This is a genomic window from Streptomyces sp. cf386 (assembly GCF_900103585.1).
GTDB lineage: Bacteria > Actinomycetota > Actinomycetes > Streptomycetales > Streptomycetaceae > Streptomyces.
This window is the reverse complement of sequence record NZ_FNHV01000022.1, coordinates 146,458-159,315: the sequence shown is the minus strand read 5'-3', so window position 1 is coordinate 159,315 and position 12,858 is coordinate 146,458. Positions and strand designations below refer to the sequence as shown.

Below are 12,858 nucleotides of genomic sequence, written 5' to 3'. Positions count from 1 at the left end.
TCCATCCCCCACAAGCCCGCACTCCCCTCCAAGCCGGAGCTCCCGGCCAAGCCCTCCATCCCCCACAAGCCCGCACTCCCCTCCAAGCCGGAGCTACCCTCCAAGCCCTCCATCCCCGAGAAGCCGTCCAAGCCCTCACTCCCGTCCAAGCCTGACTACCCCAAGAAGTCAGACCACCACGGGCACTCGAAGCACGGCTGGTGACAACGGCAAGGAGAAGCTGATCCCCGGTCCCTCGGGGGACCGCACAGGTCGGCCGTAGTGCCGGGCCCGGTTGTCCGGGCCCGGCACTACGCTGTCCGGGGCCAGGTGCGCGGGCCGCGTCTCGGGGGTCGGCGCGGACTGTCGGGGGCGAAGGCGGAGTTGTTCGCGGCACGGGGGCGGGGGCCAGGTGCCGGGCGGACGTGTCTGGCGAGTGCGGGACTTCGGCCGCGGCGTCGTGATCGCCTCGCGGTGACCTGAGCAGGCAGGTCGGAGGTCATCCACCGCGTGGATGAGCCGGATCCGGGATTCGGATCGCGTGGAGGATGGCGACAGGAAGCCGGACGGCTCATAGTCGTCCCTACCCGCACGCCGCTGTCCGGACCAGCCGCCGGCGTACGGCCGTCCGCCGCATCCGCCGTGCGGGGATCCACAGCATGCCGTGCGTCGTCGGCGCCCGTAAAAGGCATGCCCGCTCCCGTACACCGTCCCCTGGAGTCGCCATGCCCGGATCCATGTCCCCGACCCCGTCCGCCCCGGTCGACGACGCCGCTCCGTCGCCCGTCGCTGTGTCGGGCCCCGCCCATCTGGTGCGCGTGGCCCTGCTGATGGCGGGCAGTTGTCTGCCGATCCTGGGGGCCGTGCTGATAGCCCCGGTGCTGCCCAAGATGCAGGACCACTTCGCCTCGACGCCGGGCGCCAAGGCCCTCGTCCCCCTCGCGCTGACCGTCCCGGCACTGTCGCTGGCGCTGCTGGCCCCGTTCGCCGGGGTGATCGTGGACCGGCTGGGCCGCAAGCGGCTGCTGGTCGTCACGACCGTCCTGTACGCCGTGTTCGGCACGGCGCCTCTCTGGCTGGACTCGCTCGGCGCGATCATCGCCGGCCGGGCCCTGGTCGGGGTCGCCGAGGCCGCCATCATGACCTGCTGCACCACTCTGATCTGCGACTACTACTCCGGGCACCGGCGCGTGAAGTACCTCGCGCTGCAGACGATGTGCGCCTCCGCGTCGGCCACCGTCTTCTTCGCGCTCGGCGGCGCCGTGGGCGCGGCGGGCTGGAAGGTGCCCTTCTGGATCTACGCCGTCAGCCTGATCCTCGCCCCGCTGATGGCCTCCGCCCTGCCCAACCTGCCCCACCCGGCGGCCCGCACGGCCACCGACGAGGCCACCGCCCGAGCCGCCGTCTCGTCGGCGCCCCGACGCCCCTTCCCCTGGCGGCAGTTGGCGGGCATCTGTGCGCTCACCTTCTTCGGGGCGATGGTCTTCTACACCGTCCCGGTGGAGATGGCGTATCTGCTCGACGATCTCGGCGTGGCGAACTCCGGCGTCATCGGCCTGGCCACCGCGATCGCGAGCGCCGCCACCGTGGGCGGGGCCGTCGTCTTCGCCCGTCTGAAGCGCTCCCCCGATCCGATGCTGCCCGCCGTGTTCGCGCTCTGCGCGGCCGGGTTCGGGGTGATGTTCGTGGCGGAGAACGTTCCGCTGCTGGTCGCCGGGGCGGTGATCAACTGCCTGGGCACGGGCATGTTGCTGCCTGCCCTGTTGACGAGCGCCATGTCCCGGCTGGCGTTCGAGGACCGTGGCCGGGGGACGGGGCTGTGGACGGCGGCCTTCTTCGGTGGGGAGTTCGTCTGTCCGCTGGTGCTGCTCGCCGTGGAGGCGGGGGTGGGCTCGCTCGCGGGGGCGGTGGGTGTGTTGGGCGTGGCTGCGGCGCTGGTCGCGGCGGGGCTGTGGGCGGCCGCCCGGCGGCGGGCGGGGCGGGTGGGGGCGGTTGATGCGCGACCGTTGCCGGAGCGGTTGGCCTGACGGCCGGTCGAGCTGCCGAACGACCCACGGTGCGTGCCACGACGGATTGTCGGGCGAGTGCGGCTCCGTCGTGGCCGGTCGGGCCCACGCGGCGGAGCCGCACATCGATACAGTCCCCCGCCCCTTCGGGGCGTTGCTCAACCCTTGCCCTCAACCATCAGCCCCGCCCCCACCTCCGCCGCCTTCTGCCGCAGCCAGATGTGCGCCGCGTCCTGCGCATGCACCGGATGCCACCACAACGCCACCTGCACCGGCACGGCCTCGAACGGGCAGGGCAGCACACGCACTCCCGCCGACCGCACCGCCCTGCGCGCCAGGCGCTCCTGGATCATCGCGACCCTGCGGGTGCCCTCGACCATGTACGGCAGCAGCTGGAAGGTCTGGACGGAGACCTCCACCTGAGGGCTGATGCCGAGCATGCTCAGCTGGCGGGCGGCGGGGGCGTCGTAGGGGCGCTGGTAGACGGCCCAGGGGAGGCGGGCCAGGTGGTCGAGGGTGAGGGCGTCGCCGACCTCGGGGTGGTCGTCGGCGATCATGCACAGCCAGCGGTCCTGGAAGAGGTCGGTGGCGGGGAAGCCGTCGATGACACCGTGCGGCATCAGCAGTCCGTCGACCGTGCTCAGCAGGACGGCCGTGTTCTCGTCGACGGAGGGCGCCGGGTGCTGGAAGGCGAGCCGGATACCGGGGGCCTCGTGGTGGATGGCGCGGGCGAGCGCGGAGCCGAACACGGCGGCGCTGTAGTCGGAGGCGAGCAGTGTGAACTCGCGTGACTCGGCGGCCGGGTCGAAGTCGGCCTGGCTGGCGAAGACGCGCTCCAGCAGGTCGCAGGCGGTGGCGCTGCGGTCCCGCAACGCCACGCCGAGCGGCGTCAGTTCGTAGGCGTTGCCGGTCCGGGCGAGCAATTCGTCGTCGAAATGGCGGCGCAGCCGGGACAGGGCCGCGCTCATCGCCGGCTGGCTCAGTCCGATGCGCTCGCCGGCCCGGGTGACGTTGCGTTCCTCCAGCAGGGCGCGCAGGGCTACGACCAGATTGAGGTCGAGTCGGGACAGGTTCACCGGGCACCACCTAGCGAGCGAGAGCCATCCATGCCGTGGATTCGGCACATTCACAAGATTGATTTCCGTGATCCGCCGATCGGGGTCAGAGTAGACCGCAACCCAGCGGGAGGACATCTCATGGCAACACTTGTGCAACCTGTCGGCCCGTTCGCGCTCGGCACGTTCTCCGCCCCGGACGGGGAGCCGTTCCCCGGTCTGCTGGCCAAGGGCCGGGTGCTCGACCTGGGCCGTGCCCTGGACTCGGCGCCGGCCGAGCTGCGTGCCGTACTGGAACGGTGGGAGGACACGCTCCCCGTGCTGCGCGCCCTGGCCGATGACGACGCCGGGGAGTGGCAGCCGCTGGAGGGACTGCGGGTGCACGCACCCGTCGAGCCCCGGCAGATCTTCCAGTCCGGTGCCAACTACCGGCAGCACGTCATTGACCTGGAGGTCGCCCACCGCTCCCCCGACGACCCGCGCACGGTGGAGGAGGCGCGGGCCGAGATCGCCGCGGTCATGGACCGGCGGGCCGCCGAGGACCTGCCGTATGTGTTCATCGGGCTGCCGAGCACCGTCGCAGGTCCGTACGACGACGTCGTCCTGCCCGCGTGGGCCGAACAGCCGGACTGGGAGCTGGAGTTGGCGGCCGTAATCGCCAAGCCCGCTTATCGGGTGTCCGTCGAGGAGGCGCTCGACCACGTCGCCGGGTACACGATCGCCAACGACCTCACCGACCGGGCCACGGTCTTCCGCCGGGACATGAAGGCCATCGGCACCGACTGGCTGCGCTGCAAGAACGCCCCGGGCTTCACCCCGCTCGGGCCGTGGCTCGTGCCGGCCGAGTCGGTCGCCGATCCCGGTGAGCTGCGGGTCACCCTCAAGCTCAACGGCGACACCATGCAGGACGAGTCCACCAAGGACATGCTCTTCGGCGTCGCGCGGCTGGTGTCGTACATCTCGCAGACCGCGCGACTCCTGCCGGGTGACCTGGTGCTGACCGGCAGCCCGGCCGGGAACGGCCTCCACTGGGGGCGGCTGCTGCGCGACGGCGACGTCATGGAGGGGGCGATCACCGGGCTGGGCGTGCAGCGCACGCGGTGTGTGGGGGAGGCGGCGTCATGAGCGTGGACCGGCACGATCCCGAGGGCGCGATCGCCGAGGCCGCCAAGGCGTACTCCAACTGGGGGCGCTGGGGTGCGGACGACGTGCTCGGCACCCTCAACTTTCTCGACGCGGCCAAGCGCCGGGAGGGTGCCGCGCTGGTGCGGCGGGGCGTGAGCTTCTCGCTGTCGCAGCGGTTCGACATGAACGGGCCGCAGAAGGGCTGGCGCCGGCGCACCAACCCGGTACACACGATGCTCGACACCGGCACCGACGCGGCGCTGGGCAACCAGGGCTTCCCGCACGGCATCGGCGGCGCCGACGACGTGATCGCGATGCCGCTCCAGTGCTCCACGCAGTGGGACGGGCTCGGGCACATCTTCGACCACGGCCACGCCTGGAACGGCCGGGCGGCGGAGAAGGTCGTCACCTCCGACGGCGACCTCGTCACCGGCATCGAGCACATGGCGCCGTACGTCGCCGGGCGGGGCGTGCTACTGGATGTGGGCCGTGTGGTCGGCGCGAACGGCGAGCTGCCCGACGGGTTCGCCGTCACCGAGGAGCACCTCACCGCGACCGCCGAGGCGCACGGGGTGAGTGTGAGCCGCGGTGACCTCGTCGTCGTCCGGACCGGGCAGCTGGCCCGGGTGCGCCGGGACGGCTGGGGCGACTACGCGGGCGGGGCCGCGCCGGGGCTGTCCTTCACCACGGCCGGCTGGCTGCACCGTACCGAGATCGCCGCGATCGCCACGGACACCTGGGGGTTCGAGGTTCGGCCGAACGAGTTCGAGAACGCCTTCCAGCCGTTGCACCAGGTCGTCATCCCCAACATGGGACTGCTGATCGGCGAGATGTGGGACCTGGAGGCGCTCGCCGGGGACTGCGCGGCGGACGGCGTGTACGAGTTCTGGCTGACCGCCGCTCCGCTGCCGATCACCGGGGCCGTGGGCTCCCCCGTCAACCCCATCGCCGTCAAGTAGCCCCCGCAAGGTTCAAGTATCCCCGCCCGCTGAGGCCTGCCGGGTGCGCTCTTCGCCGCCGCCACGGCGGACCGTCCGGCCCCTGGCCACCCGTCAGTCCGCTCACTGACGGGTGGCCGCTCACACCACCGCCACCCACTATCCGCCGGAATCGTCCGGCTCGCATGCGGAGCGGATCAACCGCACACCCCGCACCCCCGCGCACCCGCATCTCCACATCCCCGCACCCCAGCCGCCCGACGCCGCGCGGCCCCACCTCGGGAGGGACCCCCGACATGACCGACAGCCGCACTCTTCCCCAGCCGCCGGCCGGGGGCAGCCCCACCGTGCTCGTCATCGGCGGTGGCGCCGCCGGCAACGCCGTCACCATCCTGCTCCGCCGTGCGGGCATCGCCGTCGACCTGATCGAGGCCAGGCCCGACTGGAACGCCACCACCGGCTCCGGCATCACCCTCCAGGGCAATGCCCTGCGGGTCCTGCGCCAACTGGGTGTGTGGGAGCGGATCGCCGCCTCCGGGTACCCGTACGGCTCTTTGGGCGTGACCGCCCCGGACGGCACCGTTCTCTTCGTCGCCGAGGACATCCAGACCGGCGGGGAGGACCTGCCCGCCACCCTCGGCATGCAGCGTCCGCAGCTCCAGCGGATCCTCATCGACGCGGTCCGCGCCTCTGGCGCCCGCATCCGGCTCGGCACCACCGCCGAGTCCCTGGAACAGGACGCCGACGGTGTCTCGGTGCGTTTCAGCGACGGCGGCGCGGGCCGCTACGACCTGGTGATCGCCGCCGACGGCCTGGGCTCCGCCACCCGTGCCGCGATCGGCATCACCGAGAAACCCGAGCCGACCGGCATGGCCATCTGGCGTATCGCCGCACCACGGCCCGCGAGCGTGACGCGCACCGACCTCGCCTACGGCGGCCCCGCCTATATCGCCGGCTACACCCCCACCAGCGAGAACACCCTCTACGCCTACGTCGTCGAGGCATGCCGCGACCGCTCCGCCATCGACCCCACCTCCTATGCCGCCGAGATGCGCCGTCTGGCGCAGGCCTACGGCGGGGTCTGGCCGGAGATCACCGCGCACATCACCGACCCGAAGAAGGTCAACTACACCTGGTTCGACCGGCTGCTCGTCGAGGGCTCCTGGCACCGGGGCCGGGTCGTGCTCGTCGGCGACGCCGCCCACTGCTGCCCGCCCACCATCGCGCAGGGCGCGGCCATGTCGCTGGAGGACGCCTCCGTGCTCGCCGAGCTGCTGACCAGCGGCCGGGAGTGGGACGACGCACTGTTCCAGGCCTACCACGATCGCCGCATCCCCCGGGTGCGCACCGTGGTCGAGGCGTCGGTGCGGATCGGGCAGTGGCAGCTGGACGGCGTGCGCGACGCCGACGTCGCCGGGCTGATCGGGCGCACGATGACCTTCCTGAAGGAGCGGCCGTGACGGCGCCCACCGTCGACGTGCATGCGCACGTCCTGCTCCCCGAGGTCGACGCCCTGGTGGCCGACCTGCCCGGTCTCGCCGAGGCGAGGGCACTGGACGCCCGGCGCAACGGCCCGGACGCACTCGCCGTGAACGGCCCCATGGTGCGCGAGCGTGTCCCGGCCCTGACCGACGTCGCCGTACGCCTCGCCGCGATGGACGCGCAGGGCGTGGACGTACAGCTGGTCAGCCCCTCCCCGTCGCACTACCACTACTGGGCGGACGAGGAGACGGCCGAGAAGCTCTGCCTGCTCGCGGGCGAGGCGACGGCCGCGCACTGCGCCCGGGCCCCCGGCCGGCTCCACGGCCTCGGTCTCGCTCCCCTGCAGCACCCGGAGTTGGCGGTGCGCGCCCTCGAACATGCCATGGGGCTGGGCCTGTTGGGAGTCGAGATCTCCTCGCACGCGCCGGGCCGCGAGCTGTCGGACCCGGCGTACGAACCCTTCTGGGCGCGGGCCGAGGAGACGGGCGCGATCCTCTTCCTGCACCCCTTCGGCTGCACGCTCGACGAGCGTCTGGACCGGTGGTACCTGTCCAACACCGTCGGGCAGCCGACGGAGAACGCGGTCGCGCTGTCCCATCTGATCTTCTCGGGCGTCCTGGACCGCCATCCGGGGCTGAAGCTGATCGCGGCGCACGGCGGCGGCTATCTGCCGACACACCTCGGCCGCTCCGACCACGCCTGGTCCGCGCGCTCCGACGCGGGTGCGGGCTGCGCCCACCTGCCCAGCAGCTACCTGAAGCGGCTGTACTTCGACTCCCTCGTCCACGACCCGCACGTCCTGCGGGAGTTGATCCGCGTCGCCGGCGCCGACCGGGTGCTGCTCGGCTCCGACTTCCCCTTCGACATGGGCACCGAGGACCCCGTCGGCGCACTGCGCGCCGCGCGGCTCGCCGCTGCCGACTTCGACGCCGTACGAGGCGGCAACGCCGCCGCACTCCTGAGGAAGGACTGACATCATGCGTCTGCTCACCCATCTGCGCCACGTCGACCTCGCCGTACCCGACTACGACAAGCAGCTCGACTTCTACGCCGGCGTCTGGGGCCTGACCAAGGTCGCCGAGGACTCCGGCATCTCCTTCCTCGCCGCCGAGGGCAGCCCCGAGCAGTACGTCGTACGGCTCCGCAAGGCCGACGACAAGCGCCTCGACCTGGTCTCCTACGGCGCGGGCAGCCCGGCCGACGTGGACACGCTCGCCGAGCAACTCCTCGCGCACGGCGTGCGGTTGGTGTCACAGCCGGGGAAGCTCGACACCCCCGGCGGCGGTTACGGCTTCCGCTTCTTCGACGGCGACGGCCGCACCATCGAGGTCTCCGCGGACGTGGCGGCGCGCCGGCACCGTCGGATCGAGGAGAAGGAGGCCATCCCGGTCCGCCTGTCGCACGTGGTGCTCAACTCCCCGGACCTGAACAGGACCCGGGAGTGGTACGAGACCCACCTCGGCTTCCGTCTCTCCGACACGCTCAGCTCGCCGCACATGGGCGAGGTCATGCACTTCATGCGGATCAGCAACCAGCACCACTCCATGGCCATCGCCCAGTGCCCGCACACCTCCCTGCACCACATCTCCTTCGAGATGCGCGGCCTGGACGAGTACATGCGCGGATCGGGACGGGTGATGCGGTCCGGCGCGCGCAAGATCTGGGGTCCCGGGCGGCACATGGCCGGGGACAACACCTTCACGTACTTCCTCGACCCGCACGGCAACACCGTCGAGTACACCACCGAGCTGGAGGAGCTGGACGAGGACACCTGGCACCCCCACGTCTACGACTTCTCCCAGCCCGAGGTCACCGACCAGTGGGGCACGGCGAACCCGATGAACGAGCTGGTCGCCAAGGAGTCGTTCAACGACGTCGACCGCGGCTGCTTCGTCGCCCCGCCGGTGTAAGGGGCGCCGACACATGCGCATCGCCACTTACGAGTACGAGGGGCGCCGTCACTGCGGGGTCGTGGAGGGTGCCGTCGTCCGGGCCCTGCCGGACGGCACCTCATCCCTCGACGCCGTCGGCGTCCGCCCCGTGGGCGCGGCCGTCCCGCTGTCGGACGTGACCCTGCTGCCGCCCCTCCAGCCGCCCACCGTGCGGGACTTCGTCACCTTCGAGGAGCATGTGGAGGGCGTACGGCGGTCCGTGGACGGGGCCGCCGGGGTGCCGGAGCGCTGGTACGCGGCCCCGACCTTCTACTTCACCAACCCCTACGCGGTGTACGGCCCGCACGACGACATCCCCGTGCCGCCGGGCTCCGCCGTGCTCGACTTCGAGCTGGAGGTCGCCGCCGTGATCGGCCGCGAGGGCCGCGATCTGACCCCGGAGCAGGCGCGCGAGCACATCGTCGGCTACACCGTCTTCAACGACTGGTCGGCCCGCGACCTGCAGTCGGCGGAGATGCAGGTGGGGCTGGGCCCCTGCAAGGGCAAGGACACCGCCACGACCTTGGGGCCGTACCTCGTCACCGCCGACGAGCTGGAGCCCTACCGCGACGCCGACGGGTTCCTGCGGCTCGCGTTGACCGCCTCCGTGAACGGCGAGGTGGTCGGCGAGGACCTGCTGTCCCACATGAGCTGGACCTTCGAGGAGATGGTCGCCTACGCCTCGCGCGGGACGTGGGTGCGTCCCGGGGATGTGCTCGGCTCCGGGACGTGCGGCAACGGCGGCTGTCTGGCCGAGCTGTGGGGCGTGCGCGGCAGACAGGACCCGCCGCCGCTGAAGCCCGGCGACACCGTCACCCTCACCGTGGAGGGCATCGGTTCGGTGTCCAACACCGTGGTGGCCGGCACCGATCCGGTGCCGGTTCCGGTCGCCCGACGTCGACCCCGGGAGCGGCCGTGACCGACCCGCGCCCCATGAGGCTCCTCGCCAAGGTCGTGGTCGTCACGGGCGCGGCCCGCGGCCAGGGCGCCGCCGAGGCCGAGGCGCTGACCCGCGAGGGCGCCCGGGTGATCGCCACCGATGTGACCGAGGCACCCGGCTGCCGACGCCTCGACGTCACCAGCGACAAGGAGTGGGCCGAACTCGCCGCCGAGCTCAGGGAGTCGTACGGCCATGTCCACGGCCTGGTCAACAACGCGGGCGTCACCTGGCGGGCCCGCCTCGGCGAGGTACGTCCGGAGGACTTCGACCGTGTCCACGCGGTCAACGTCACCGGCCCGCTGCTCGGCATCCAGCACCTCGCCCCGCTGATGCCGCCGGGCTCGTCCGTCGTCAACGTCGGCTCGACGGCCGCGCTCACCGGCCACTACCCGGTCGCCTACACGGCCAGCAAGTGGGCGCTGCGTGGGCTGTCGAAGGCGGCCGCCGTGGAGCTCGGACCGCGCGGCATCCGCGTCAACACGATCCACCCCGGCTACATCGAGACCGAGATGACCGCCTCCGCGGCCCCCGCCTTCCGCGAGGCCAACATCCGCGAGACCCCGCTCGGCCGCACCGGCACCGTCGACGAGATCACCCCGCTCGTGGTGTTCCTGCTCTCCGGCGAGGCGTCCTTCATCACCGGCGCCGAGATCCCCGTGGACGGGGGTCTCACCGCGCACGGCGGCGTCAAGTCCCTTTCGGACGCGCTGCGTTCGTGAGTCTCAAAACCCTTGACATCGGCCCTTCTGGGGCCTCGTGGGGCGGGGCCGGCAGCCCCGTCAGGGAATCTCCTGCTCCGCCCAGATGATCTTTCCGTCGGGCGTGTAGCGGGCGCCCCAGCGATGGGCCAGTTGTGCCACCAGGAACAGGCCGCGGCCGCCCTCGTCCGTGCTGCGGGCGTGGCGCAGTCGTGGGGCAGTGCTGCTGGCGTCGGCCACCTCGCAGGTCAGGCGGGTGTCGCGGAGGAGGCGTAGGCGGATGGGAGGGTCGGCGTAGCGGATGGCGTTGGTGACCAGCTCGCTGACGATCAGCTCGGTCGTCATGGCCAGTTCCCCGAAGCCCCAGGCTTCCACCTGGCGGGTCGCCCGGCCCCGGATGTCGGCGACTGCGGCCGGGTCCACGGGCACCTCCCACGAGACGACGTGCTCGGCGCCCAGGGTGTGGGTGCGGGTCAGGAGCAGGGCGATGTCGTCGAGCTGCGGTACCGGCACGAGCCGGCGGACCGCGGACGAGCACAGCTCGGCGAGGTCGGGTTCGTGCCGGGACAGCAGGTCGCCGAGCCGGGACATGCCGCTCTCCATGTCGCTGTCGGCCGCCCCGACGAGGCCGTTGGTGTAGAGACCGAACAGGCTGTTCTCGGCGAGCTCGATCTCGCTTGCCTCGAACGCCATCCCGCCCAGCCCGAGCGGCGGCCCGGCGGGCGGTTCGGGGAAGGAGACCTGCCCGTCGGGTGCGACGACGATGGGGGGCGGGTGGCCGGCACGGGCCATGGTGCAGCGCCGGGTGACCGGGTCGTAGACGGCGTACAGGCAGGTCGCGCCCAGGAAGGCGGTCGTGCTTCGGTGGGCCGCCTCGCCCGCCCCGGCCGGCCCGGCCACCCCCGCCGCGCTCTCGTCCGGTTGCTCCTCGCTGAGCCGGAGCACCAGGTCGTCGAGGTGGGCCAGCAGTTCGTCGGGCGGCATCTCCATGTCGGCGAGGGTCTGTACGGCGGTGCGCAGCCGGCCCATGGTCGCGGCAGCCGTGATGCCGTGGCCGACGACGTCCCCGACGACGAGGCCCACCCGGGCGCCGGACAGCGGGATCACGTCGAACCAGTCGCCGCCGACCCCGCCCGTCGCGTCCGCCGGCAGATAGGAGGAGGCCACCTCCAGCGCCGTACCGCCCGTCAGGGCCTGGGGCAGCAGACTGCGCTGCAGGGTGACCGCCGCCGTGTGTTCGCGGGTGTAGCGGCGGGCGTTGTCGACGCACAGTGCCGCGCGGGCCACCAGCTCACGGGCGGCCAGGACGTCGTCGGGCTGGAACGACACGGGGTTCAGCGACCGTACGAACGTGGTGAGCCCGAGGATCGTGTTCCGGGCCCGCATCGGCACGGAGATGAGGGAGTGCAGGCCGAACTCGCGCATGCTGGCCGCGCGCGCGGGCTGTTCGGTGGCCCACAGCTCGTCGGACGGGTCGAGGACCGGGATGAGGATCGGCTCGCCGTCGATGAGCAGATGCGCGTCGTGCGGCGGGGGCACGAAGTCCACCCGGTCCCCGACCTGCGCCACGGCCTCGGGGGCACCCTCGCGCACCGAGCTCAGGCCGGCCCGGCGCATCACCGGCTTGGCGGGGGCCGGTCCCGCGTCGGTGAGCCATGTTCCGTGTCCCTCGGTGCTGAGAACGGGCTCCAGCAGGTCCACGACGACGAAGTCCGCGAAGCGGGGGACGGCGAAGTCGGCGAGTTCCTGGGCCGTGCGCAGCACATCCAGCGTGGTGCCGATCTGCGTGCCGGCCTCGTTGACCAGCGCCAGCAGCTGGCGGGCGTTCCACCGCTCGGTGACGTCCAGGACCATGTAGCAGACCCCGGTGAGCGAGTTGTCGGGGTCCACGAGCGGGAAGAAGGACGTGGAGTAGGCGTGCCGGCGATGCGGATCGGCCCAACTCCAGCCGACGTACTCGTAGTCGGTGACCGGGAGGCCGGTGTCGAGGACCTTGCGCATCAGGCCCTCGATGGTCTCCGCCTGCAGCCCCGGCAGCAGTTCGCTGAGCCGTCGGCCGAGGCGCTGCTCACGGGGCACACCGCCGAAGCGCTCCAGGGTGTCGTTCAGCCAGACGTAGCGCAGCTGGGTGTCCATCACGGCCATGCCGACCGGCGAGCGGGTCAGGAAGCCGTCGAGGATGGACTGTCCCACCGTCCACTGCTGGCGCTGCTCGCGTGCGGAGATCAGAAAGCACTCGTCCGCGCCGATCCGAAAGGACGCGGAGACCCGCAGGTCCACGTCGACGCGGCGGCCGTCGCGGTGCCTCAGGGGGATGAGCCCGCTCCACCCCATGCCGGCCCGGCACCGCTCCGCGACGCCGGCCACCCGCATCGGATCGCCGGGCACCGCCAGCAGCCGCGCGGCCGAGCCGCCGACGATCTCCGCCGCCGGATGGCCGAGAAGCTCCTCGGCGACCCGCGTCCAGCCGAGCACCACGCCATGCCCGGACACCACCGCCGCCGCGTCGGAGGACGCGTCGAAGAGCGCGCGCGGTCCTTCGGACGTGGGCGCGTCCGGTTCATCTCGCGGAGCATCCATGGGTCCTCACGCAGCGTCCATGGGTCCCATCCCGTACACGACCATGTTCCTGCTAGTCCGCCGGATGTGCACGGGCCGACGGCCGTTGTCCCTTCCGGGGAGCGGGGACGCGTGGTGGGGGTGG

General features: G+C 72.1%; 10 protein-coding genes and 1 pseudogene. 9 read left to right on the top strand and 2 right to left on the bottom strand.

From position 1 onward, the window contains the following. Positions 1 to 204 (top strand): annotated as a pseudogene (locus BLU79_RS48685) (hypothetical protein); the annotation flags it as partial. Between the two features lie 500 nt (positions 205 to 704). Beyond that, entirely contained in the window at positions 705 to 2,006 is a 1,302-nt protein-coding gene (locus BLU79_RS39465) for an MFS transporter (protein WP_093910850.1), read from the top strand. 137 nt (positions 2,007 to 2,143) lie between these two features. On the opposite strand, the gene BLU79_RS39460 is transcribed toward BLU79_RS39465, so the two are convergent. Further along, positions 2,144 to 3,061: a LysR family transcriptional regulator gene (locus tag BLU79_RS39460; protein ID WP_093910849.1), complete on the bottom strand. Its 918-nt coding sequence runs from the start codon at positions 3,059 to 3,061 to the stop codon at positions 2,144 to 2,146. Between the two features lie 120 nt (positions 3,062 to 3,181). On the opposite strand from BLU79_RS39460, the gene BLU79_RS39455 reads away from it, so the two are divergent. The 7 genes from BLU79_RS39455 (at position 3,182) to BLU79_RS39425 (ending at position 10,175) form a co-directional block, all read left to right on the top strand. Next, complete coding sequence (locus BLU79_RS39455) at positions 3,182 to 4,165, top strand: fumarylacetoacetate hydrolase family protein (RefSeq protein WP_093910848.1); 984 nt, start codon at positions 3,182 to 3,184, stop codon at positions 4,163 to 4,165. Then, entirely contained in the window at positions 4,162 to 5,124 is a 963-nt protein-coding gene (locus BLU79_RS39450) for a cyclase family protein (RefSeq protein ID WP_093910847.1), read from the top strand. The genes BLU79_RS39455 and BLU79_RS39450 overlap by 4 nt, the downstream gene beginning before the upstream one ends. 275 nt (positions 5,125 to 5,399) lie before the next feature. After that, positions 5,400 to 6,563, top strand: coding sequence for an FAD-dependent oxidoreductase (locus tag BLU79_RS39445; protein ID WP_093910846.1), 1,164 nt, complete (start codon positions 5,400 to 5,402; stop codon positions 6,561 to 6,563). After that, positions 6,560 to 7,558 (top strand): amidohydrolase family protein, encoded by a 999-nt coding sequence (locus BLU79_RS39440; protein ID WP_093910845.1) that lies wholly within the window; start codon positions 6,560 to 6,562, stop codon positions 7,556 to 7,558. The genes BLU79_RS39445 and BLU79_RS39440 overlap by 4 nt, the downstream gene beginning before the upstream one ends. 4 nt (positions 7,559 to 7,562) lie before the next feature. Beyond that, complete coding sequence (locus BLU79_RS39435; protein ID WP_093910844.1) at positions 7,563 to 8,495, top strand: VOC family protein; 933 nt, start codon at positions 7,563 to 7,565, stop codon at positions 8,493 to 8,495. A 13-nt stretch (positions 8,496 to 8,508) separates the two neighbouring features. Beyond that, positions 8,509 to 9,435 (top strand): fumarylacetoacetate hydrolase family protein, encoded by a 927-nt coding sequence (locus BLU79_RS39430; RefSeq protein ID WP_093910843.1) that lies wholly within the window; start codon positions 8,509 to 8,511, stop codon positions 9,433 to 9,435. Positions 9,436 to 9,449: 14 nt separating this feature from the next. Further along, the gene (locus tag BLU79_RS39425; protein WP_093910857.1) at positions 9,450 to 10,175 is read left to right on the top strand and encodes an SDR family NAD(P)-dependent oxidoreductase; all 726 of its coding nucleotides are present in this window, start codon (positions 9,450 to 9,452) and stop codon (positions 10,173 to 10,175) included. 60 nt (positions 10,176 to 10,235) lie between these two features. Here BLU79_RS39425 and BLU79_RS39420 read toward each other — a convergent pair whose 3' ends face one another. After that, the gene (locus tag BLU79_RS39420; protein WP_093910842.1) at positions 10,236 to 12,734 is read right to left on the bottom strand and encodes a SpoIIE family protein phosphatase; all 2,499 of its coding nucleotides are present in this window, start codon (positions 12,732 to 12,734) and stop codon (positions 10,236 to 10,238) included. Positions 12,735 to 12,858: the final 124 nt, after the last annotated feature.

Coding starts and splice junctions, on each gene's coding strand:
- BLU79_RS39465 (WP_093910850.1), top strand. CDS start 705: ATGCCCGGATCCATGTCCCCGACCCCGTCCGCCCCGGTCGACGACGCC.
- BLU79_RS39455 (WP_093910848.1), top strand. CDS start 3,182: ATGGCAACACTTGTGCAACCTGTCGGCCCGTTCGCGCTCGGCACGTTC.
- BLU79_RS39450 (WP_093910847.1), top strand. CDS start 4,162: ATGAGCGTGGACCGGCACGATCCCGAGGGCGCGATCGCCGAGGCCGCC.
- BLU79_RS39445 (WP_093910846.1), top strand. CDS start 5,400: ATGACCGACAGCCGCACTCTTCCCCAGCCGCCGGCCGGGGGCAGCCCC.
- BLU79_RS39435 (WP_093910844.1), top strand. CDS start 7,563: ATGCGTCTGCTCACCCATCTGCGCCACGTCGACCTCGCCGTACCCGAC.
- BLU79_RS39430 (WP_093910843.1), top strand. CDS start 8,509: ATGCGCATCGCCACTTACGAGTACGAGGGGCGCCGTCACTGCGGGGTC.
- BLU79_RS39425 (WP_093910857.1), top strand. CDS start 9,450: ATGAGGCTCCTCGCCAAGGTCGTGGTCGTCACGGGCGCGGCCCGCGGC.
- BLU79_RS39420 (WP_093910842.1), bottom strand. CDS start 12,734: ATGGATGCTCCGCGAGATGAACCGGACGCGCCCACGTCCGAAGGACCG.